This is a genomic window from Mycobacterium sp. TKK-01-0059, from assembly GCF_000709305.1.
Lineage (GTDB): Bacteria > Actinomycetota > Actinomycetes > Mycobacteriales > Mycobacteriaceae > Mycobacterium > Mycobacterium intracellulare.
The window spans coordinates 3,171,212-3,193,808 of sequence record NZ_KL446993.1 but is presented as its reverse complement, the minus strand read 5'-3'; the positions used below and the strand labels follow the sequence as shown (position 1 = coordinate 3,193,808).

Sequence of the window (22,597 nt, the reverse complement as noted above, 5' to 3'; positions counted from 1 at the left end):
TCGACTGCCCGGCTGGCCGAGCACTGGCGTCGCCGGGCGGTTGACATATCTCGGCTGCTGTCGTACGAATAAGACATGGCTGCTGTTATGTCTCAGAACGCACCGGTCGCCTTCCAGCTCGCGACCGCCGCCACCTGGTCGAACCCATGGCCGATGTACCGCGCTCTGCGCGACCACGACCCCGTGCACCACGTCGTTCCGCCGAATTCGCCCGAGCATGACTACTACGTGTTGTCGCGGCACGCCGACGTGTGGGCGGCGGCCCGCGACCACGAAACCTTCTCCTCGGCGAAGGGCCTGACCGTCAACTATGACGATCTGGAACTGATTGGGCTGCAAGACAATCCACCGTTCGTGATGCAGGATCCGCCGGTGCACACCCAGTTCCGCAAGCTGGTGTCGCGCGGGTTCACGCCGCGACAGGTCGAGGCGGTGGAACCCAAGGTGCGGGAATTCGTCGTCGAGCGCATCGAGGGGTTGCGCGCGGCCGGCGGCGGTGACATCGTCACCGAGCTGTTCAAACCGCTGCCGTCGATGGTGGTCGCGCATTATCTCGGTGTGCCCGAAGAGGACTGGGTGCAGTTCGACGGCTGGACCCAGGCGATCGTCGCGGCCAACACCGCCGACGGCGGCGTCGCGGGGGCGCTGGAGACCGTCGGCGATGCGGTCGGGTCGATGATGGCCTACTTCACCGGCCTGATCGAACGTCGTCGCACCGACCCCGAGGACGACACGATCTCCCACCTGGTGACCGCGGGGGTGGGCGCCGACGGTGACGTCGCCGGCACGCTGTCGATCCTGGCGTTCACATTCACAATGGTGACCGGCGGCAACGACACCGTCACGGGCATGCTCGGCGGCTCGATGCCGCTGCTGCACGAGCGTCCCGATCAGCGAAAGTTATTGGTGGACAACCCCGAATTGATCACCGACGCTGTCGAGGAGCTGCTGCGGATGACCTCACCGGTCCAGGGGTTGGCGCGCACGACCACCCGCGACGTGACGATCGGCGACACCACCATTCCCGCCGGGCGCAGGGCGCTGCTGCTGTACGGTTCGGCCAACCGCGACGAACGCCAATACGGGCCCGACGCGGCCGAACTCGACGTGACCCGGTGCCCGCGCAACATTTTGACGTTCAGCCACGGCGCGCACCACTGCCTGGGCGCCGCCGCGGCCCGGATGCAGTCCCGGGTGGCGCTCACCGAGCTGCTGGCCCGATGCCCCGACTTCGAGGTCGACGAATCAGGGATCGCCTGGGCCGGGGGCAATTACGTGCGGCGGCCGCTGTCGGTGCCGATTCGACTGGGCTCCTGATGCCGGGAAACGACTGGCTTTCCGCGCGGCGCAGCGAAGCGGCCGCCGACCGGATACTCGACGCGGCCGAGGAACTCTATACCCAGCGCGACTCGGATTCGATCGGCATGAACGAAATCGCTAGGGCCGCAGGGTGTTCCCGCGCGACGCTGTACCGGTATTTCGAGAATCGCGAGGCATTGCGCACCGCCTACGTGCACCGCGAGACCCACCGGCTCGGCCGCGCCATCCTCGCGCGCACCGGCGGCATCGAGGACCCGCACGAAAGGCTGGTCGCGAGCATCCTGGTCACCTTGCAAATGGTGCGCGACAGTCCCGCGCTGGCGTCATGGTTCGCCACGACCCGCCCGCCGGTCGGCGGCGAGTTGGCGGGCCAGTCCGACGTGATCGCGGCCCTGGCGGCGGCGTTCCTGAACTCGTTGGGAGCCGATGACCCCGCGGTCGTGGAGCGCCGGGCGCGCTGGGTGGTCCGGGTTATCGTGTCGATGCTGCTGTTCCCGGGCCGCGACGAAGCCGACGAGAGGGCGATGATCGAGGAATTCGTCGTCCCGATCGTGGCGCCGGTGTCCGCCTGCGGCTAGGCGCCGTCACGCCGGGCGGCGCGCAACCACTGTTGGAACTGCCCACCTCCGAGCGACAACGCGTTTCTGCTGGTCAGAGGCTCAAAAGAGGTTGTCGCTGGGAGGCGGGCAAATGACCTCTCCATCCGCGCAGAGACTAACCGGGCCGGTGTTGCTAATGGTGCGCGGCGGCGGCCGCTCGCAACCGCGACGTCGGTGGCTCAGTCGCGCACGCGCGTGAATCGGTGCAGCAGCCACGCCAACGGGATCGTCAGCGCCAGCGTCGCGACGAACAGATACAGCATCGGACCGGTGTACACGCGCGCGCCCACCACGTAGTCCATCGCGAATTCCATGGTGATCAGGTGGATCAGGAAGATCTCGTAGGAGATCTCCCCCAGCCATACCATGGGGCGGCTGGCCAACAGCCGCGAATACCATCCGTGATCACCCAGCGCCAATGGCGCCACCGCCAGTGCGGCGATCACCGCGTAAAAACAGGTCTTGAACAACGCCTCGCTCAGCGTCGCCGGGGAGGTGGTGGGCGCGCCGGCGATGGGCGTGGACGCGATGAAATAGCTGATGATCGCCAGCGGGATGGCCACAAACCCGTACGCGCGCACACCCATCTCCTGCAACACCGTGAGCATCATGCCGGCGAGGAACCAGGCCAGGTAGGTGGGCAGCCACAGCCGGGCGCCGTCGGGAAACCAGTGATCGGTGTGCACGAGAACCAACCACGCCGGGCTGATCAACGCCATCCCCGCCAGGGCGCCCAGCACCAGCTTCGGCTGCCATTGCCGCCGGCATATCAACACCAGCAGCAGGTAGGCCAGCAGCGGGAGGATGACGTAGAACGAGGCCTCCACGGCCAGGCTCCACATCTGGGTCAGCCCCTGGTGCAGATACTTGCCCAGGTAGCCGTTGCAGTAGATCTGGGTCAGCGTCAGGTTGCGCGCCAACCCCAGCCACGAGTGCCCGGGGTTGGGCCCCGCCTCGCGGAAGTGGTACAGCACGTAGGCGAACAACACCGTGACGACGTACGCGGGCATGATGCGCCGAACCCGGTGCCACGCATAGCGACTCAGCGACGGCGGCGGGCCGCCGGTTGCGGCGGACTTCACCCACGGACGGAACAGCAGGTAACCGGAGAGCACGAAGAAGATCGGCACCCCGATCTCCATCCGGGAACCGACCAGGCCCCAATAGCCGTGGGTGTATTTGCCGGTGGTGTAGGCCGCGTGGGTGCCGACGACGAGCAGCGCGGCGACGGCGCGGACGCCCGTCAGCGAGGCGACGCGGTCGACGCGCGAGGTCTGCTCGAGCCCGCCCTGGGCGTCCTGTTCTTCGGACAGCGTCATTCGCCGTGTTTCCTGCGCGGTTTCCCGCCGTCCCGGCCGCCGCGGGCCTTGGCTGAGGACCTGTCCGGCTGAAGGTTGATCAACACCCCCGAGATGCGGGTCTGCTCAAGCCTTTTGAACGTCGACTTGGGCAACTTGGCCGGCAGTTCCACCAACGAGAAGTCCGGGCCGATCGCGATGTGGCCGAAGTCGCTGCGATGCAGCCCTCCCTCGTTGGCGATGGCGCCCACGATGGCGCCCGGACCGATCTTGTGGCGCTTGCCCACCGCGATGCGATAGGTGGCGAACGGCCGTGTAGACCTTGGCTTTTCGGGGCGATCGCGGCGTTCGGTGCGCCGCTCGCGACGCTCGGGCGGAGGTTCGGGCGCCATCAGGAATTCCTCGCCGTCGCGGGATTGCAGGGCCAGCGCGGCGGCGATATCGGCCATCGGGGTGTCGTGCTCGCGTTCGTAGTCCTGGACCAGCTTGCGGAACAGGTCGATGCCGGGGGCCCCGAGCGCGGTGGTGATTGAATCGGCGAACTTGGCCACCCGTTGCGCGTTGACGTCCTCGACGGTGGGCAAGGCGGTTTCGGTGAGCGTTTGCCGCGTGGCCTTTTCGATCGCCTTGAGCAGGTGGCGCTCTCGCGGCGACACGAAGAGCAGCGCGGTGCCCGAACGTCCGGCCCTGCCGGTGCGCCCGATCCGGTGCACGTACGACTCGGTGTCGTGCGGGATGTCGTAGTTGAGCACGTGCGAGATCCGCTCCACGTCGAGTCCGCGCGCGGCCACGTCGGTGGCGACCAGGATGTCGATGCTGCCGTCCTTCAAGGCGGCGACGGTCCGCTCGCGCTGGCCCTGCGGGATGTCCCCGTTGATGGCTGCGGCGGAGAAACCTCGCGCCCTTAGCTTTTCGGCGACTTCCTCGGTGGCCTGTTTGGTTCTGACGAAGACGATCATCGCCTCGAACGGCTCGACCTCGAGGACCCGGGTCAGCGCGTCCATCTTGCGGGGACCGGCGACCTGGATGTAGCGCTGCGAAATGTTCTCGGCGGTCGCGGTTTTCGCCTTGGTACTGACCTCGAGCGGGTCGTGCAGGTACTTGGTGGTGAGCTTGCGGATCGCGGGCGGCATCGTCGCGGAGAACAGTGCCACCTGCTTGTATTCCGGGGTCTCCGACAGGATGCGATCGACCTCTTCGGCGAAGCCCATGGTGAGCATCTCGTCGGCCTCGTCGAGCACCAGGTAGTCGACGTGGGACAGGTCCAGCGTCCCCCGTTCGAGGTGGTCGATCACCCGGCCGGGCGTGCCGACCACCACGTGCGCCCCGCGCCGCAGCCCGGCCAACTGCACGCTGTAGGACGAGCCGCCGTAGATCGGCAGCACGTTGATCTTGGGCAGGTGGGCACCGTACCGGCTGAACGCCTCGGCGACCTGCAGGGCCAGTTCCCGGGTCGGGGCGAGCACCAGGGCTTGGGTGGCGGTGCTGGTGACGTCGATCTTGGAAAGGATGGGGATGGCGAACGCGGCGGTCTTGCCGGTGCCGGTCTGCGCCAGCCCGACCACGTCGGAGCCCGCCATCAGCGCCGGGATCGTCGCGGCCTGGATGCCGGTGGGTGATTCGTAGCCGACGTCGGCAACCGCCCGCAGCACCGAGGGGTGGATCTGCAGGTCGGCAAACGTCGTAGAGGCAGCCCCGGTCGAGCTGTCTGAGAGGGTCATCGCCCAAGAAGTCTAGTGGTGACCGGCTGTCCGGCGGTCCGCGTGATCATCAGCACAGCCGAGCGGGCCTCGGCCACGCCTGCCACACCCGCGGCGCCGATGACGGTACGGTGCGTCGATGTGTGGTCGCTACCGTGTCGTACCGAGCCACTGACCTGCTCGGCCGCTGTTGCATTGATCGCCGCCACGTTGACCGGCTGCGGTTCAGGAGATTCCACAGTCGCAAAGACACCGCAGGCAAGGACTTCTGAGACCCCGTCGATCACGGCCCCGGCCACGCCATTGCCGGCCGCCCAGCCCGGCAACGCGCCACCGGCCGATCCATGCGCGGTCAACCTCGCCTCGCCCACCATCGCGAAGGTGGTGTCCGAACTGCCACGCGACCCGCGCAGCCAGCAGCCGTGGAATCCCGAGCCGCTGGCCGGCAACTACAACCAGTGCGCGCAGCTGTCGGCGGTGATCATCAAGGCCAACACCAATGCGGTCAGCCCCACCACCCGCGCGGTGCTGTTCCACCTCGGCCAATTCATCCCGCAGGGCGTCCCCGACACCTACGGCTTCAGCGGCATCGACCCGGCGCAAACCACGGGCGACACGGTGGCGCTGACCTATCCGGGCGGGATCCAGGGCCTCAACACCCACGTGAAGTTTCATTGGAACGGCAACGCCGTCGAACTGATCGGCAATACGCCCGCGCATTGATCCCGGGCACGCCCGCCCGGCGCGACCATCGTGTCGGAGCCCTGTCCTACAGTGGCTCCAGTGTTCGTGACCGGCGACAGCATCGTTTACAGCGCGTCGGACCTTGCCGCCGCCGCCCGCTGCGAATTCGCGCTGCTGCGGGACTTCGACGCCAAACTCGGCCGCGGGCCGGCGACCGCGATCGAGGACGAACTGCTCACGCGGACAGCCACCCTCGGCGACGAGCATGAGCGGCGCGAGCTCGCCCGATTGCGCGAGCGATTCGGCGATGCCGTCGCGGTCATCGGCCGCCCGGCCTACACACCCGCCGGGCTGGCGGCGGCCACCGACGCGACGCTGCGCGCCGTCGCCGACCACGCCCCCGCGGTGTATCAGGCCGCGATGTTCGACGGCCGCTTCCTCGGATTCGCCGACTTTCTGGTCCGCGACGGCGAGCAGTATCGGGTTGTCGACACCAAGCTGGCCCACTCCGAAAAGGTGACCGCGCTGTTGCAACTGGCCGCCTACGCCGACGTGCTGGCGGCCTCGGGTGTGCCCGTCGCGCCCGAGGCCGAACTGCGGCTCGGCGACGGGACGGCCGTGCGGCACCGCGTCAGCGACCTGGTCCCGGTCTACCGATTGCAGCGGGTGCGGCTGCAGCGGCTGCTCGACGACCACCATGCGAGCGGCGCCGCGGTGCGGTGGGACGACGAAAGCGTGGCCGCCTGTTTTCATTGCCCGTCGTGCATCGAGCAGCTGCGCGCCGCCGACGACGTGCTGTTGGTCGCCGGCCTGCGGGTAAGCCAGCGGGACAAGCTGTTCAAGGCCGGCATCACCACCGTCACCGAACTTGCCGCCCACAGCGGGCCGGTTCCCGAGCTGGCCGCGGGTGTCGTCACCGCCTTGACCACCCAGGCGAAACTGCAAGTGCGCCAACGCGATACGGGCGTTCCGCAGGTCCAGGTCATCGACACGCAGCCGCTGGCGCTGCTCCCCGAGCCGGACCCCGGTGATTTGTTCTTCGACTTCGAAGGCGACCCGCTGTGGACCGCCGACGGCCGCGAGTGGGGCCTGGAATATCTGTTCGGCGTCTTGGAGGCCGGGCCTACGGGCCGGTTTCGCCCGCTGTGGGCGCACAACCGGGCAGACGAACGCAAGGCGCTGACCGATTTCTTGACGATGGTGGCCAAGCGCCGCAGGCGCCGCCCCAACATGCACATCTACCACTACGCGCCCTACGAGAAGACCGCGTTGCTGCGGCTCGCCGGGCGCTACGGCGTCGGCGAGGACGAGGTCGACGAACTGCTGCGCAGCGGCACGCTGGTCGACCTTTATCCGTTGGTGCGCAGGAGCATTCGCGTGGGCGCGGAGTCATTCAGCCTCAAGGCGCTCGAACCGCTCTACATGGGGTCCCGACTGCGCGCGGGCGACGTGACCACGGCGACCGGTTCGATCACCTCCTACGCGCGCTATTGCGAACTGCGCGCGGAGGGCCGCGGCGACGAGGCCGCCTCCGTGCTCAAGGAGATCGAGGACTACAACCACTACGACTGCCGGTCGACACAGGAACTGCGTAACTGGCTGATGTTGCGCGCCTATGAATCCGGTGTCGTACCGATCGGCGCCCAGCCCGTCGGCGACGGCAACACCGTCGAGGACCGCGACGAACTGGCGGTGACCCTGGCGGCGTTCACCGGGGCCGCCGGCATCGACGAGCGCACCCCGGAGCAGACGGCGGTGGCGCTGGTGGCCGCCGCGCACGGCTATCACCGTCGCGAGGACAAGCCCTTCTGGTGGGCGCATTTCGACCGGTTGAACTTCCCGGTCGACGAATGGGCGGACAACACCGACGTTTTCGTCGCCCACGAGGCGTCCGTCAGCGTCGACTGGCACACGCCGCCCCGCGCGCGCAAACCTCAGCGACGGCTCGAGCTGCGCGGCGAGTTGGCGCGCGGCGATCTCAAGAGCGACGTCTTTGCGCTGTACAAACCGCCGGCGCCGCCCGGCATGACCGACAGCCCGGACCGGCGGGCGGCCGGACGGGCCACGGTCGTCGAGGCCGACGACCCGGCGGTGCCCACCACGGTGGTCGTCCTCGAACGAGTCGGCGGCGACGGCAAGCCATTTCACCAGCTGCCCTTCGCGCTGACGCCGGGCCCGCCCATTCCGACCACGGCCCTGCGGGAGTCGATCCAGGCGACCGCGGCCGCGGTCGGCGCCGGGTTGCCGCGCCTGCCCGACAGCGCCATCGTCGACGTCCTGCTGCGCCGCGCGCCCCGCACGCGCAGCGGCGCTGCGCTGCCGCGCGGCGGCGGCACCTCGAACATCACAGCCGACATCACCGCCGCGCTGCTCGATCTGGATTCGTCGTACCTGGCGGTGCACGGGCCGCCCGGCACCGGCAAGACGCATACGGCCGCGCGGGTGATCCAGCACCTGGTCACCCAGCACCGCTGGCGCGTCGGTGTCGTCGCGCAATCGCACGCCACGGTGGAAAACCTGTTGGACTGCGTGATCGATGCCGGCCTGGATCCGCACCGCGTCGCGAAGAAGCGTTACGACCACCAGGCTCCGCGCTGGCAGGAGATCGACGGCGGCGCGTACGCGGCCTTCCTCGCCGATACGCCGGGCTGTGTGATCGGCGGCACCGCATGGGATTTCGCCAACGCCAACCGGATACCGCCGGGGAGTTTGGATCTTCTGGTGATCGACGAGGCCGGCCAATTCTGTCTGGCCAATACCATCGCCGTGGCCCCGGCCGCCGCGAACCTGCTGCTGCTCGGAGACCCTCAGCAGTTGCCGCAAGTCAGCCAGGGCACCCATCCCGAGCCGGTGGACACCTCGGCGCTGGACTGGCTGGTCGACGGACGGCGCACCCTGCCCGACGAACGTGGCTACTTCCTGGACCTCTCCTACCGGATGCACCCGGCCGTCTGCGCCGCGGTCTCGGCGCTGTCCTACGAGGGCAGGCTGCGCTCCCACGAATGCACCGCCGCCCGCCGCCTGGACGGGCATCGGCCGGGCGTGCAGCTGCTTTCGGTTGAGCACCAGGGCAATTCGACCGAAAGTCCCGAGGAGGCCGACGCGATCGCCGCCGAGATCGGGCGACTGCTCGGCGCGTCGTGGACCGATGAGCACGGCCGCCGGGCGTTGACGGCCGCCGATGTGCTGGTGCTGGCGCCCTACAACGCCCAGGTGGCACTGCTGCGTCGCCGGTTGAGCTCCGCCGGGCTCGGCGGGGTGCGGGTGGGGACCGTCGACAAGTTCCAGGGCGGACAGGCGCCCATGGTGTTCATCTCGATGACGGTGTCCTCCATGGACGTGGTACCGCGCGGAATCTCCTTCCTGCTCAACAGGAATCGACTCAACGTGGCGGTCAGCCGGGCCCAATATGCAGCGGTGATCGCGCGGTCGCCGTCGTTGACGGAGTACCTGCCCGCCACACCCGCGGGGCTGATCGATCTGGGCGCGTTCTTGGCGCTCACCCAACCCGATCTGCGCTGAGGCGCCTAATTGCCCGACGAGTGCCGGCCGTGACCGGTGGGATCGTCGTCGGGATCGGGGCGGTGGTGCTGGCCCCGCAGCGGGTCGCCGTCGGTGAAGTGGTGGCCCGACGGACCCCGGTGGGGGCGGCGCGGCGGTCGGGTGAGCCGGTCGACCGGCGGGCTGGGCTTGACCGAGCGCCGCACCGGCACCTGACGGAGGCGCTTTCCGCTGTCCAGATGAGACCCGTTGTGGGCAAATCCAATTGGCTGTGCCCGCGCAACCGGCTCGTCGAACACACGGTGCCACGAATCGTCCGGGCCCCGATGCCGCACCGCGGCGGGTGGCGGGGCCGCCGCATGAGCACGCTCCCCTGACGGCCGGTTGCCGCGCCCGACATCGGGTTCGCGCACGAGGACGAACTCGACGTATTCGTCGTCGTCGTAGTCGTCGTCGACGATGTCATCCTCGTCGGGCCCGAAGGGGTCGCCGCCCCGGCCGGTGCGGGACCAGGGCGCGAAGCCCACCAAGAACAGGGCGGCAATGATCCCGAACAACGCGATGAACGCCGGCAGCAGCACCGACTGCGACATCGCGGCGGCGAACGGTTCGCGCAGAAACCGCGGCAGCTGCAACGTGACGGCGTCCTCGTCGATGCCCCCACCGGCGGGCCGCCGCGGCATCTCGGCGGTGATCCGCCAGGTCATGAACGCGGCCATGCCGGCGCTGCCGAGCACCGCGCCGAGCTGGCGCACGGAGTTGTACACCGCAGAGCCCGCACCGGCCAGGTGCGCCGGCAGGTTGCGCGTCGCGGTCGCCGTCAGCGGCGACCACACGAACGCCATGCCGACGCCCATCGCGAAGAACGGCAAGACCAGCCGCCAGATCGGGGTCGTCGGCGACATGTCGAAGGTCAGCCAGGTCAGCGCGATCGCCAGCACCGAAAAGCCGAAGCCGAGCACCGGCCGGGGATGGTAGTTGTCGACGATCTTGCCGACGAACGGCGCGAACACCCCGTTGGCGATCGCCATCGGCGCGATCAGCAAGGCCGAGCGCGTCGGCGACAGCCCGCAGACGGCTTGGGCGTAGAACGTCAGCGGCAGCATCATGGCCGTCGCGGCGAACGAGACGATGGCCACCCCGACGTTGCACAGGCTGAAGTCGCGGTCACCGAAGATCACCAACGGGATCAGCGGCTCGTGGGGGTTCACCGACTGCCAGAACACGAACACCGTCATGAACCCGAAGCCCGCGACGATCAACGCCCAGATCCACGGCTCCCAATGCGCGGCCTGCCCCTGTTGCAGCCCGAACACGATCAAGAACATGCCCACCCCGGACAGCCCGACCCCGATCAGATCGAACCGGTGTGACTGGGTGGGCAGCACCGGGATCAGCCAGTACGCCAACGCCAGCCCGATCACGCCGACCGGGACGTTGACGAAGAAGATCCACTGCCAGCCCAGCCCGTCGACCAGCACACCGCCGGCCAGCGGGCCCACCAGGCTGGCGGCTCCCGCGGTGGCCCCCCACAGGCTCACCGCGATGCCGCGCCGCTGCGGCGGGAAGATCCGGGTGATCGTCGACAGGGTTTGCGGGGTGAGCACGCCGGCTCCGACACCTTGCGCGACGCGGGCCGCGATCAGCATGGCGGCGCTGCCCGACAGCCCGCACCACACCGAGGAGACGGTGAAGACCACCAGGCCGATCAGGTACAGGTTCTTGGGGCCGAACCGGTCGCCGAGGCGGCCCGCCACGAGCAGCACGACGGCGTAACCCAGCAGGTAGGCGCTGGTCACCCAGACCACGGTGTCGTAGCCGATGTGCAGGTTGGCCATGATGGTCGGGTTTGCGATCGCGACGATGGTCGAGTCGACCATGATCATGAAGAAGCCGATCATCATCGCCCAAAGCGGGTTCCAGGGATTCTGCGAGTGCGGCGAGCTGCGGGTGATGAAATCCCAACGATGGGCGGCCCGCGTCGGCCCGGAACCCGCACGCCGCTCACCCCCGGGCATGCGGGGCGCAGCCGTGGTCATCCACCCCACCTCGTTTCGCTCCCGACGATGCCGTTACGCCGCATCGGCCCGTCCGGTCGATCGGCCTGAACTCCCAGGTCATCGACCGCGCGCGCGGCGAACCGTTCACCACGACGACCGGCCGGCGGCACGGCCGTCGCAGACATCCAGCCTGCATTATTCCCGGCGGCGCAAGAGGGCCGGCAGCCACGGATCCGGTGGGCGTCGATAACGGCGTCAGGATTTGCCGCGGGCACGTTAGCCTGAAAGAACCCCATTTGCAGGAGAGACACTATGCGGGCCCGACGGAACAGGTCGCCGAAGCGGTTATTCACCATGGCCAACGCGGGAGAGGCGCCGACCGGCAAGAACGGTCGACCCAAGATGTCCGCGCGGGCGTTGGCGCAGGTCATCGAGCGCAGCTCGCGGATACAGGGCCCCGCCGCCGAGGCCTATGTGACCCGGCTGCGCAACGCCGATCCCGATGCCAGCCCGGCCGAGATCCTGGCCAAGCTGCAGAAGCGCTACGTGGCCATGGTGACGGCCGGCGGTGTTGCGGTGGGAGCCGCGGCGACCGTCCCCGGAATCGGCACGTTGAGTGCCCTGTCCGCGGCGGCGGCGGAAACGGTGACGTTCCTCGAGGCCACCGCGTTCTTCGTGTTGGCGGTCGCGGTGGTCCACGACATTCCGGCCGATCACCGGGAACGGCGCCGCGCCCTGGTGCTGGCGGTGCTCGTCGGTGACAACAGCGAGCAAGCCGTCACGCAGTTGATCGGTCCGCGGCGCACCAACGGCGGCTGGATCTCCGAGAGCCTGGCCGCGCTTCCGCTGTCGTCGATGTCGGGACTGAACTCGCGGCTGCTCAAGTCGTGGGTCAGGAAGTACACGGTGCGGAGGGGCGCCCTGTTGTTCGGCAAACTGCTGCCGGTCGGGATCGGGGTAGTGGTGGGAGCGGTCGGCAACTACCTCGCCGGCAAGAAGATGGTCCGCAACGCCAACCGGGCCTTCGGCCCCCCACCCGGGCGCTGGCCCCGCGCGCTGCATCTGGTGCCCCCGATCCACGAAGCCGGCTAGCGGCGATCGCAAGCGCGGCCGGGGCGATCGCCAGCGCGGCGTAGCCGGGCGCAGCGGGTCGCCGCATAGTCCCAGCCGGGCGCGGCGGGTCGCCGCCGTCGGGCTAGCCCCCGCCCCGAGGCCCCCGGTCGCCCTGGCGGATTGGTGGCGAGAGGTTAGCCTTTATAGGGCGGCAGCAATGGGTACCGCCATGGATATGAGGTGCTCGGCGCGCCGGGCAGACGAGGGTGCAGGCACCGCGCGATAGCTGCGGTGGCCCTGTAGGACAAAGGGATTGAGGCGAACTGCGGTCGTGAGCAACATAAGTTCACCATTCGGTCAAAACGAATGGCTGGTCGAGGAGATGTACCGCAAGTTCCGCGATGACCCCTCGTCGGTGGATCCGAGCTGGCACGAGTTCCTCGTCGACTACAACCCCGAGCCGACGGGCGAGGCGGCGACGGCCACCCCGACCACGGGCGATGGCCGGCAGGCCGCGGCCCCCGCCAAGCCGGCCCCGGCGGCCCCCGAAAGCCCCAAGCCCGCGCCCCCCGCCAGCACGGCGCCCCCCGTCAGCACGGCCGCCGGCAACGGGGTCCCGGCGCGCCCCGCGAAGGCCGCCGCCCCCCCGCCGGCCGAAGGCGACGAGTTGCAGACGCTGCGCGGCGCCGCGGCGGCCGTCGTCAAGAACATGTCGGCGTCGCTGGAGGTGCCGACGGCGACCAGCGTGCGCGCCGTTCCCGCCAAGCTGCTGATCGACAACCGGATCGTCATCAACAACCAACTCAAGCGCACGCGCGGCGGCAAGATCTCATTCACCCACCTGCTCGGGTACGCGCTGGTGCAGGCGATCAAGAAGTTCCCGAACATGAATCGGCACTACGCCGAGGTCGACGGCAAACCCACCGCCGTCACCCCGGCGCACACCAACCTGGGGCTGGCTATCGACCTGCAGGGCAAGGACGGCAAGCGTTCCTTGGTGGTGGCCGGCATCAAGGGCTGCGAGACCATGCGGTTCGCGCAGTTCGTCACCGCCTACGAAGACATCGTGCGGCGGGCCCGCGACGGCAAGCTGACCGCCGAAGACTTTGCCGGCGTGACGATTTCGCTGACCAACCCGGGCACCATCGGCACCGTGCACTCGGTGCCGCGGCTGATGAACGGCCAGGGCGCCATCATCGGCGTCGGCGCCATGGAGTACCCCGCCGAGTTCCAGGGCGCCAGCGAGGAACGCATCGCCGAGCTGGGGATCGGCAAGCTGATCACGCTGACCTCGACCTATGACCACCGCATCATCCAGGGCGCGGAATCCGGCGACTTCTTGCGCACGATCCACGAGATGCTGCTCTCGGATGCGTTCTGGGACGAGATCTTCCGCGAGCTGGGCAACCCGTATCTGCCGGTGCGCTGGAGCACCGACAATCCGGACTCGATCGTCGACAAGACCGCCCGGGTGATGGAATTGATTGCGGCATACCGCAATCGCGGCCACCTGATGGCCGACATCGACCCGCTGCGCTTGGACGGCAGCCGGTTCCGCAGCCACCCCGACCTCGAGATCCTCAACCACGGCCTGACGCTGTGGGATCTCGATCGGGTGTTCAAAGTCAACGGCTTCGCCGGTTCCGAGTACAAGAAGCTGCGCGATGTGCTGGGCCTGCTGCGCGATGCCTACTGCCGCCACATCGGCGTGGAGTACACCCACATCCTCGATCCCGAGCAGCAGGAGTGGCTGCAGCAGCGCGTCGAGACCAAGCACGTCAAACCGACGGTGGCCGAGCAGAAGTTCATCCTGAGCAAACTGAACGCGGCCGAGGCCTTCGAGACCTTCCTGCAGACCAAATACGTTGGGCAGAAACGGTTTTCACTCGAGGGCGCGGAAAGCATCATTCCGATGATGGACGCGGCGATCGACCAGTGCGCCGAGCACGGGCTCGACGAGGTGGTCATCGGGATGCCGCACCGTGGCCGGCTCAACGTGCTGGCCAACATCGTCGGCAAGCCGTACTCACAGATCTTTTCGGAGTTCGAGGGCAACCTCAACCCGGCGCAGGCGCACGGCTCCGGCGACGTCAAATACCACCTGGGCGCCACCGGCGTGTACCTACAGATGTTCGGCGACAACGACATCCAGGTGTCGCTGACCGCCAACCCGTCGCACCTGGAAGCCGTCGACCCGGTGCTGGAGGGCCTGGTGCGCGCCAAGCAGGACCTGCTGGACCGGCGCGCCGAGGACCAGGGGGACGACAAGGCCTTCTCGGTGGTGCCGATGATGCTGCACGGCGACGCGGCGTTCGCCGGTCAGGGCGTGGTCGCCGAGACCCTCAACCTGACCCACCTGCCCGGTTACCGCGTCGGCGGCACCATCCACATCATCGCCAACAACCAGATCGGCTTCACCACCGCGCCGGAGTACTCACGATCCAGCGAGTACTGCACCGACGTCGCGAAGATGATCGGGGCGCCGATCTTCCACGTCAACGGCGACGACCCGGAGGCGTGCGCGTGGGTGGCAAAGCTGGCCGTCGACTTCCGGCAGGAGTTCAAGAAGGACGTCGTCATCGACATGCTGTGCTACCGCAAGCGCGGGCACAACGAAGGCGATGACCCGTCGATGACCAACCCCGCCATGTACGACGTCGTCGACATCAAGCGCGGGGTCCGCAAGAGCTACACCGAAGCCCTGATCGGCCGCGGCGACATCTCGATGAAGGAAGCCGAGGACGCCCTGCGCGACTACCAGGGCCAGCTCGAGCGGGTGTTCAACGAGGTCCGCGAGCTGGAGAAGCACGGCGCGCTGCCCAGCGAATCGGTGGAGGCCGACCAGATGCTGCCCGCGGGCCTGTCCACCGCAGTGGACAAGGCGCTGCTGGCCCGCATCGGTGACGCGTTCCTGGCGCTACCCGAGGGCTTCACGGCGCACCCGCGGGTGCAGCCGGTCCTGGAGAAGCGCCGGGAGATGGCGTACGAGGGCAAGATCGACTGGGCCTTCGCCGAACTGCTGGCGCTCGGCTCGCTGGTGGCCGAGGGCAAGCTGGTGCGCCTATCGGGGCAAGACACCCGGCGCGGCACCTTCTCGCAGCGCCACTCGGTGATCATCGACCGCAACACCGGCGAGGAGTTCACGCCGCTGCAGCTGCTGGCGACCAACCCTGACGGCACCCCCACCGGCGGCAAGTTCCTGGTCTACGATTCCCCGCTGTCGGAATACGCGGCCGTCGGCTTCGAGTACGGCTACACCGTGGGCAACCCGGACGCGCTCGTCCTGTGGGAAGCCCAATTCGGGGACTTCGTCAACGGCGCGCAGTCGATCATCGACGAGTTCATCAGCTCCGGCGAGGCCAAGTGGGGCCAGCTGTCCAACGTGGTGCTGCTGCTCCCGCACGGCCACGAAGGGCAGGGTCCCGACCACACCTCCGGCCGCATCGAGCGCTTCCTGCAGCTGTGGGCGGAGGGTTCGATGACGATCGCGATGCCGTCCACACCGTCCAACTATTTCCACTTGTTGCGCCGGCACGCACTCGACGGCGTGCAGCGCCCGCTGATCGTGTTCACGCCCAAGTCGATGCTGCGCAACAAGGCGGTGGTCAGCGACGTCAAGGACTTCACCGAGATCAAGTTCCGCTCGGTGCTCGAAGAGCCGACCTACGAGGACGGCATCGGCGATCGCGGCAAGGTCAGCAGGGTCCTGCTGACCAGCGGCAAGCTCTATTACGAGTTGGTGGCCCGCAAGGCCAAGGACAACCGGGACGACGTGGCGATCGTGCGGATCGAGCAGCTCGCCCCGCTGCCGAAGCGCCGGCTGGGCGAAACGCTGGACCGCTACCCGAGCGTCCAGGGGTACTTCTGGGTCCAGGAAGAGCCGGCCAACCAGGGCGCATGGCCGCGCTTCGGCCTGGAATTGCCCGAGCTGCTGCCCGACAAGCTGACCGGGCTCAAGCGGATTTCCCGCCGGGCGATGTCGGCCCCGTCGTCGGGCTCGTCGAAGGTGCACGCCGTCGAGCAGCAGGAGATCATCGACACGGCCTTCGGCTGATTCGCCGTTCACACCCGAAGAGAGTGGGACCGCCGGTACCGGCTAGCCTCGACGCAAACGGGCCGACTAGGAAGGGTGCTCATGCAAGGATTCGCCGGCAAGGTCGCGGTGGTGACGGGCGCGGGTTCGGGTATCGGGCAGGCGCTGGCCGTCGAGTTGGGGCGCTCGGGGGCCAAGGTGGCCATCAGCGACGTCGACCTCGAGGGCCTGGCCCAGACCGAGGAGCAGCTGAAGGCGATCGGCGCCCAGGTCAAGGCGGATCGCCTCGACGTGACCGAACGCGAAGCGTTCCTGGCCTACGCCGACGCGGTCAAAGAGCACTTCGGCACGGTCAACCAGATCTACAACAACGCCGGGATCGCCTTCACCGGCGACGTCGAAGTCAGCCAGTTCAAGGACATCGAACGCGTGATGGACGTCGACTTCTGGGGCGTGGTCAACGGCACCAAGGCGTTCCTCCCGCACCTGATCGCGTCCGGCGACGGGCACGTCATCAACGTCTCCAGCGTGTTCGGGCTCTTTTCGGTGCCGGGGCAGGCGGCCTACAACTCGGCGAAGTTCGCCGTCCGCGGCTTCACCGAGGCGCTGCGCCAGGAGATGGTGGCCGCCGGCCACCCGGTCGCGGTGACCACGGTGCATCCGGGCGGCATCAAGACCGCGATCGCCCGCAACGCCACCACCGCCGAGGGCCTCGACCAGGCCGAGCTGGCCAAGTTGTTCGACAAGCGGCTGGCCAAGACCACCCCGCAGCGCGCGGCCCAGATCATCCTCGACGCGGTGCGCAAGAAGAAGGCGCGGGTGCTCGTCGGCGTGGACGCCAAGGTGTTGGACATCTTGGTGCGCCTGACGGGTTCGGGGTATCAGCAGCTGTTCGGCCCCGTCATGGGCCGGCTGCTGCCGAAGCAGTGATCGATCTCTCAGTGTGACGGGCGCGCGCGTTCACCGTTTCGCCCTGCGCTAGCCACCATCGCTGGTAACGATTAGCCTCAACGCGGTCAAGCCTGGTCGAGGGAGTGTTGCATGGATGGGTTCGCCGGCAAGGTCGCCGTGGTCACGGGCGCGGGCTCGGGCATCGGCCAGGCGCTGGCGGTCGAGCTCGGTCGCGCCGGCGCCAAGGTCGCGATCAGCGACGTAGACACCGCAGGGCTGGCGCAGACCGCTGAGCAACTGGCGGCGATCGGCGCGCCGGTCAAATCCGACCAGCTCGACGTGACCGAGCGCAGCGCCTTCCTCGCTTACGCCGACGCGGTCAACGAGCACTTCGGCGCGGTCAACCAGATCTACAACAACGCCGGCATCACGTTCATCGGTTCTATCGAGGACAGCCGTTTCAAGGACATCGAACGCGTCATCGACGTCGACTACTGGGGCGTGGTCAACGGCACCAAGGCGTTCCTCCCGCACCTGATCGCCTCCGGGGACGGACACGTCATCAACATCTCGAGCGCGCTCGGCCTGTTTTCCGCGCCCGGCCAGGCGGCGTACGTCTCGGCCAAGTTCGCCGTCCGCGGGTTCACCGAGGCGCTGCACCAGGAGATGGCGCGCGCCGGTCACCCGGTGCGGGTGACGACCGTGCATCCGGGCGGCATCAAAACCGCGTTCGCCCGCAACGCCACCGGCGTCGAGGGGCTCGACCACGCCGAGCTGGCCAGCCTGTTCGAGGAGCAGCAGGCCAAGACCACCCCGCAGCGGGCTGCTCAGCTCATCCTCGAAGGGGTGCGCAAGAACAAGGCCCGGGTGCTGGTGGGGCCGGACGTCAAGGCGATGGACCTGGTCGTGCGGCTGACGGGTTCGCGGCCGGAGCTGCTGCTGGGCGGGCCGGTGATGAGCCGGCTTCAGCAGGTTGTGCACCGGCTGCTGCCCAAGCGCTGATTTGTTCAGCGCCCCAGCGGGTGTTCGGCTAACCAGCCCGCCGCCACCGCCTGCGGGTCGGCGCCGGCACCCACCTGCCGGCGCATGTCAACCAGGGCCGCGGTGTCGAGCACGCCGGCCACCTCGTTGATCGCCAGCACTTGCCGTTCGCTGAGCGCGTTGCGCCGATAGAGCGGCACCACGTTCTCGGCCCGGATCAGCGTGGGCTTGGTGTCGGCCAGCGCGACCAGGTCGGCGGGGACGCCGGGGTCGGCGGTGGTCGTCCATGCCGCGGTCAGCCGTCCGGACGCGACCGCCGCGAACATCGTTGCGCCATCCGGGAATTCACGCGGGTCCGGAAGGCGGCAGGGGCCGATGGCCGACGGCGCGCGGTGGCCGGCGACGGTCCCGAGGACGAGATCGGCGCAGTGCCGCGGCAGCGTGTTCAAGTCCGCGCTGACGTCGCTGCCGCCCCATGCCTTGGCGGTGGCCCGGCTCACCAGCAGCACGGGTTTGTCCTCGGCGGCGGTCGTGTAGTCGCCCGCCACGATGCCCTCGGGTAAGGCGGCGATCATCGCTCGGTAGACGTCTTTGTCGGACATCGCCGTGGCGCTGGGCTGCAGGCGTTGCAACACCCGGCCGGTGAAGGCGGGAACGACGGTGATTGCGCCCGAATCCAATTGGGCCTTCGGGTCGGTGGTCGGCTGGAACCGCGCGCCGAATCCGTAGGACCGCAAGGCGGCCACGTAGATGCCGGCCAGCAGCGCCGATTCGGCATCAGTCCGGGACCCGACCACGACCTCCGCGCGGGCGCGAGGATCGCCGCCGGTGTCGGTCGCGCAACCGGAAACGGCGAGTATGGCGGCGAGCAGCGGTGCCGCCAGCCTGCCGATTTTCACCCCGCGGAGACGGAAGTGTCGGCGGCGATCGCCACGGCCGCGGCAACCGCCTCCCCGACGCGCAGGTCCAGCGGGCTGGGGACGATCCGGTCGGGGGCAAGGTCGTCGCTGACGACGGAGAAGATCGCCTCGGCCGCGGCGACCATCATCTTCTCGGTGATCCGGCGGGCACCCGCCTCCAGCGCGCCGCGGAACACCCCGGGGAATGCCAGCACGTTGTTGATCTGGTTCGGGAAGTCGCTGCGGCCGGTGGCCACCACCGAGGCGTATTTGGCCGCGATCTGGGGGTGGATCTCCGGATCGGGGTTGGACAGGGCGAATACGATCCCGTTGGGTGCCATCGTGGCGATCATCTCTTCGGGGACCACGCCGCCCGACAGGCCGAGGAACACGTCCGCGCCGCGGAGGGCTTCCGCCGCGCTGCCGGTCAGGCCGTCGGGATTGGTGCGCCGCGCCAGGGCCGCCTTGACGTCGTTCATGTCGTCCCGAGCGGTGTGCAGGATTCCGCGCGAGTCGAGGACGGTGATGTCCGAAACACCCATCACCATAAGGAGATTGGTGCACGCGACACCGGCGGCGCCGGCCCCGGACACCACCATCTTCAGCGAGTTCATGTCCCGGCCCAGCAGCTTGCTGGCGCCCATGAGCGCGGCCAGCACCACGATGGCCGTGCCGTGCTGGTCGTCGTGCATCACCGGGCAGTCCAGCGCCTCGATGGCCCGGCGTTCGATCTCGAAGCAGCGCGGCGCGGAGATGTCCTCGAGGTTGACGGCGCCGAACGTCGGGCGCAGGCGCACCAGGGTTTCGACGATCTCGTCGGGATCCTTGGTGTCGAGCACGATCGGGATGGCGTTCAGCCCGCCGTACGCCTGAAACAGGGCGCACTTGCCCTCCATGACCGGCAACGACGCCGCCGGCCCGATGTCACCCAGGCCGAGCACCGCGCTGCCGTCGCTGACCACCGCCACCAGCCGGTTCGCCCAGGTGTAGCGGGCCGCTTGAGCGTGGTCGGCGGCGATCGCACGGCTGACCTGCGCCACGCCGGGCGTATAGGCGATCGACAGCGCGCGCTGGGTGTCCAGCGGGGACGTCAGGCTGACCGAAAGCTTGCCGCCTACGTGTGCGTCGAAGATCTCGGCGTCGGTGATGGCGCCATCCTCGGCCTGCGTCTGTATCGATTCAAGCAATTCGGACACGGGGTTCAGGGTACTGACTACCCGTTAGTAGCCCTAATTGGTGAGCTGGGTCATACCCGGCCTCGCGCCCAGGCTCAGATCAGCTTGAGCTCGGTGACCGCGGTGCGCTCCTCGACCAACTCGGCGGTGGTCTTGTCAATGCGCCCCTGGGAGAACTCGTCGATCTCCAGGCCCTGCACGATCGACCAGTTGCCGTCCTTGGTGGTCACCGGGAACGACGACACGATGCCCTCGGGCACGCCGTAGGAGCCGTCGGAGTAGACGGCCATCGACACCCAGTCACCCTCCGGGCTGCCGAGCAGCCAGGAGCGGGCGGCATCGACGGTGGCCGAGGCGGCCGACGCGGCCGAGGACGCGCCGCGGGCGTCGATGATGGCCGCTCCGCGCTTGGCGACGGTCGGGATGAAGTCGTTCTCGATCCAGGCCTGGTCGTTGACCACCTCGGCGGCGTTCTTGCCGCCGATCTCGGCGTGGAAGATGTCGGGGTACTGGGTCGCGGAGTGGTTGCCCCAGATCGTCATCTTCTTGATGTCGGTGACCTTGGCGCCGGTCTTTTGGGCCAGCTGCGAGATAGCCCGGTTGTGGTCCAGCCGGGTGAGCGCCGAGAACCGCTCCTTGGGGATGTCGGGGGCGTTGCTCAGCGCGATCAGCGCGTTGGTGTTCGCCGGGTTGCCGGTCACGCCGATGCGGACGTCGTCGGCGGCAACCTCGTTGAGCGCCTTGCCCTGGGCGGTGAAGATCGCTCCGTTGGCCTCCAGCAGGTCGCTGCGCTCCATGCCCGGGCCGCGCGGCCGCGCCCCGACCAGCAGGGCCAGGTTGACGCCGTCGAAGATCTTGTTCGCGTCCGCGCCGATCTCGACGCCGGACAGCAGCGGGAAGGCGCAGTCGTCGAGCTCCATCACGACACCCTCGAGCGCCTTGAGCGCGGGCTCGATCTCCAGGAGACGCAGCTCGATCGGGCGGTCGGGGCCCAGCAGCGATCCACTGGCCAGGCGGAACAACAGGCTGTAGCCGATCTGGCCGGCGGCACCGGTGACGGCGACCTTGAGAGGACTTGCGCTCACGTCGATGTACTCCTTGTGGAGAAGGTCGTGCGGATTTGAGGTTTCGGCTCGAAACTAGCGCACCCTTTTTCGATCGCATTCTCCGGTCCGCTACCAGGGCAGATCGTCAGGCTTTGAACAGCCGGGACGCGTAGCATGGAGCACCGCCTGGTCGGTACCTGCGCTGCTAGGGAGGTGGATGTGTTCCAAGGATTCGACGCACTGCCCGAAGCGCTTCGGCCCCTCGCGCAGGAACCCGAACCGCAGCCGAGCGCGCGACCGGCCAAGGAGACGCTCGTCGACTGCGCCGTCTACGCCGACGGCCACCGGCTGCCCGGCAAGATCGGTTACGCCGCCTCCCTGGACAAGGTGCGCGAGATCGAAGCGCAGGGGCACGAAGGCTTCGTCTGGGTGGGCCTGCGCGAACCCAGCCAGGCCCAGATGCAGGAGGTGGCCGACGTTTTCGGCCTGCATCCGCTGGCCGTGGAAGACGCGGTGTGCGCCCATCAGCGGCCCAAGGTGGAGCGGTACGACGACACCCTGTTCCTCGTCCTCAAGACCGTCAATTACGTCCGGCACGAATCGGTGGTGCTGGCCCGCGAGATCGTCGAGACCGGCGAGATCATGGTCTTCGTCGGCCGCGACTTCGTGGTCACGGTCCGCCACGGTGAACACGGCGGACTGTCCGAGGTGCGCAAGCGGATGGACGGCGACCCCGAGCAGATGCGGCTGGGCCCCTTCGCGGTGATGCACGCGATCGCCGACCACGTGGTGGACCACTACCTCGAGGTGAGCAGTTTGATGTTGTCCGACATCGACAGCATCGAGGGTTTGGCCTTTGCGCCGGGCAGCAAGATCGACGTCGAGCCGATCTATCTGCTCAAACGCGAGGTCGTCGAGCTCCGCCGGTGCGTCAACCCGTTGTCGGCCGCGTTCCACCGGATCCAGGTGGAGAACAAGGACGTGATCTCCAAGGAGTTGCGGCGCTATCTGCGCGACGTCGCCGACCACCACTCCGAGGCCGCCGACCAGATCGCCAGCTACGACGACACCCTCAACTCGTTGATCCAGGCCGCGTTGGCTCGCGTCGGGATGCAGCAGAACAACGACATGCGCAAGATGGCGGCCTGGGCCGGCATCCTGGCGGTGCCCACCATGGTCGCCGCCATCTACGGGATGAACTTCCGTTTCATGCCCGAGCTGACTTGGACGTGGGGCTACCCCGGGGTGATGGCGGTGATGGTCGTCGTCTGCCTGGTCCTGTATTTCCAGTTCCGCAACCGCAACTGGCTCTGACGGTTCGCCGACCAGACACAAAAGCACCTAGTTCTTGGGCGTGTTGGGTGCTTTTGCGTCTGGTGGTCGTATCCACAGTCGCAGAGCTGTCTACATCTCGTGG

General features: G+C 68.3%; 15 protein-coding genes. 9 read left to right on the top strand and 6 right to left on the bottom strand.

Features of this window, described 5'->3' with window-relative positions:
* Nucleotides 1-75 precede the first annotated feature (75 nt).
* Both K883_RS15390 and K883_RS15385 read left to right on the top strand, forming a co-directional pair.
* Nucleotides 76-1,317: a cytochrome P450 gene (locus K883_RS15390; protein ID WP_162143677.1), complete on the top strand. Its 1,242-nt coding sequence runs from the start codon at nucleotides 76-78 to the stop codon at nucleotides 1,315-1,317.
* Nucleotides 1,317-1,898, top strand: a complete 582-nt coding sequence (locus tag K883_RS15385; protein WP_020821934.1) for a TetR/AcrR family transcriptional regulator — start codon at nucleotides 1,317-1,319, stop codon at nucleotides 1,896-1,898. Before K883_RS15390 ends, K883_RS15385 begins: the two co-directional genes overlap by 1 nt.
* 200 nt (nucleotides 1,899-2,098) lie before the next feature.
* Here K883_RS15385 and K883_RS15380 read toward each other — a convergent pair whose 3' ends face one another.
* Together K883_RS15380 and K883_RS15375 are read right to left on the bottom strand one after the other, a co-directional pair.
* Nucleotides 2,099-3,238: an acyltransferase family protein gene (locus tag K883_RS15380; protein WP_008254687.1), complete on the bottom strand. Its 1,140-nt coding sequence runs from the start codon at nucleotides 3,236-3,238 to the stop codon at nucleotides 2,099-2,101.
* Nucleotides 3,235-4,938 carry a DEAD/DEAH box helicase gene (locus tag K883_RS15375; protein WP_008254685.1) on the bottom strand — a complete coding sequence of 568 codons (1,704 nt, stop codon included), beginning with the start codon at nucleotides 4,936-4,938 and terminating at the stop codon, nucleotides 3,235-3,237. The genes K883_RS15380 and K883_RS15375 overlap by 4 nt, the downstream gene beginning before the upstream one ends.
* A gap of 99 nt (nucleotides 4,939-5,037) precedes the next feature.
* Here K883_RS15375 and K883_RS15370 point away from each other — a divergent pair, with 99 nt between their 5' ends.
* Complete coding sequence (locus K883_RS15370; protein ID WP_036429163.1) at nucleotides 5,038-5,640, top strand: LppP/LprE family lipoprotein; 603 nt, start codon at nucleotides 5,038-5,040, stop codon at nucleotides 5,638-5,640.
* A gap of 60 nt (nucleotides 5,641-5,700) precedes the next feature.
* Complete coding sequence (locus K883_RS15365; RefSeq protein WP_008254681.1) at nucleotides 5,701-9,123, top strand: TM0106 family RecB-like putative nuclease; 3,423 nt, start codon at nucleotides 5,701-5,703, stop codon at nucleotides 9,121-9,123.
* A 5-nt stretch (nucleotides 9,124-9,128) separates the two neighbouring features.
* Here the strand turns inward: K883_RS15365 and K883_RS15360 are convergent, their stop codons facing one another.
* Nucleotides 9,129-11,141: an MFS transporter gene (locus tag K883_RS15360; RefSeq protein ID WP_170320557.1), complete on the bottom strand. Its 2,013-nt coding sequence runs from the start codon at nucleotides 11,139-11,141 to the stop codon at nucleotides 9,129-9,131.
* Nucleotides 11,142-11,414: 273 nt separating this feature from the next.
* On the opposite strand from K883_RS15360, the gene K883_RS15355 reads away from it, so the two are divergent.
* The 4 genes from K883_RS15355 (at nucleotide 11,415) to K883_RS15340 (ending at nucleotide 18,081) form a co-directional block, all read left to right on the top strand.
* Nucleotides 11,415-12,194: a hypothetical protein gene (locus tag K883_RS15355; RefSeq protein WP_029385054.1), complete on the top strand. Its 780-nt coding sequence runs from the start codon at nucleotides 11,415-11,417 to the stop codon at nucleotides 12,192-12,194.
* A gap of 292 nt (nucleotides 12,195-12,486) precedes the next feature.
* On the top strand, nucleotides 12,487-16,209 hold the full coding sequence (locus K883_RS15350) for a multifunctional oxoglutarate decarboxylase/oxoglutarate dehydrogenase thiamine pyrophosphate-binding subunit/dihydrolipoyllysine-residue succinyltransferase subunit (protein WP_036454866.1): 3,723 nt from the start codon (nucleotides 12,487-12,489) through the stop codon (nucleotides 16,207-16,209).
* Nucleotides 16,210-16,290: 81 nt separating this feature from the next.
* Nucleotides 16,291-17,118 carry an SDR family NAD(P)-dependent oxidoreductase gene (locus K883_RS15345; RefSeq protein WP_014711081.1) on the top strand — a complete coding sequence of 276 codons (828 nt, stop codon included), beginning with the start codon at nucleotides 16,291-16,293 and terminating at the stop codon, nucleotides 17,116-17,118.
* A 111-nt stretch (nucleotides 17,119-17,229) separates the two neighbouring features.
* Nucleotides 17,230-18,081 (top strand): SDR family NAD(P)-dependent oxidoreductase, encoded by an 852-nt coding sequence (locus K883_RS15340; protein ID WP_020821931.1) that lies wholly within the window; start codon nucleotides 17,230-17,232, stop codon nucleotides 18,079-18,081.
* Between the two features lie 5 nt (nucleotides 18,082-18,086).
* Here K883_RS15340 and K883_RS15335 read toward each other — a convergent pair whose 3' ends face one another.
* The 3 genes from K883_RS15335 to K883_RS15325 form a co-directional block, all read right to left on the bottom strand.
* Nucleotides 18,087-18,959: a glycine betaine ABC transporter substrate-binding protein gene (locus K883_RS15335; protein ID WP_020821930.1), complete on the bottom strand. Its 873-nt coding sequence runs from the start codon at nucleotides 18,957-18,959 to the stop codon at nucleotides 18,087-18,089.
* Nucleotides 18,956-20,155, bottom strand: coding sequence for an NAD(P)-dependent malic enzyme (locus K883_RS15330; RefSeq protein WP_020821929.1), 1,200 nt, complete (start codon nucleotides 20,153-20,155; stop codon nucleotides 18,956-18,958). Before K883_RS15330 ends, K883_RS15335 begins: the two co-directional genes overlap by 4 nt.
* Before the next feature lie 74 nt (nucleotides 20,156-20,229).
* Complete coding sequence (locus K883_RS15325; protein ID WP_014711077.1) at nucleotides 20,230-21,219, bottom strand: malate dehydrogenase; 990 nt, start codon at nucleotides 21,217-21,219, stop codon at nucleotides 20,230-20,232.
* A 180-nt stretch (nucleotides 21,220-21,399) separates the two neighbouring features.
* Between K883_RS15325 and corA the strand changes: the two genes are divergently transcribed.
* Nucleotides 21,400-22,494 carry a magnesium/cobalt transporter CorA gene (corA, locus tag K883_RS15320; RefSeq protein ID WP_036455550.1) on the top strand — a complete coding sequence of 365 codons (1,095 nt, stop codon included), beginning with the start codon at nucleotides 21,400-21,402 and terminating at the stop codon, nucleotides 22,492-22,494.
* Nucleotides 22,495-22,597: the final 103 nt, after the last annotated feature.

Coding starts and splice junctions, on each gene's coding strand:
- K883_RS15390 (WP_162143677.1), top strand. CDS start 76: ATGGCTGCTGTTATGTCTCAGAACGCACCGGTCGCCTTCCAGCTCGCG.
- K883_RS15385 (WP_020821934.1), top strand. CDS start 1,317: ATGCCGGGAAACGACTGGCTTTCCGCGCGGCGCAGCGAAGCGGCCGCC.
- K883_RS15380 (WP_008254687.1), bottom strand. CDS start 3,238: ATGACGCTGTCCGAAGAACAGGACGCCCAGGGCGGGCTCGAGCAGACC.
- K883_RS15375 (WP_008254685.1), bottom strand. CDS start 4,938: ATGACCCTCTCAGACAGCTCGACCGGGGCTGCCTCTACGACGTTTGCC.
- K883_RS15370 (WP_036429163.1), top strand. CDS start 5,038: ATGACGGTACGGTGCGTCGATGTGTGGTCGCTACCGTGTCGTACCGAG.
- K883_RS15360 (WP_170320557.1), bottom strand. CDS start 11,141: ATGACCACGGCTGCGCCCCGCATGCCCGGGGGTGAGCGGCGTGCGGGT.
- K883_RS15355 (WP_029385054.1), top strand. CDS start 11,415: ATGCGGGCCCGACGGAACAGGTCGCCGAAGCGGTTATTCACCATGGCC.
- K883_RS15345 (WP_014711081.1), top strand. CDS start 16,291: ATGCAAGGATTCGCCGGCAAGGTCGCGGTGGTGACGGGCGCGGGTTCG.
- K883_RS15340 (WP_020821931.1), top strand. CDS start 17,230: ATGGATGGGTTCGCCGGCAAGGTCGCCGTGGTCACGGGCGCGGGCTCG.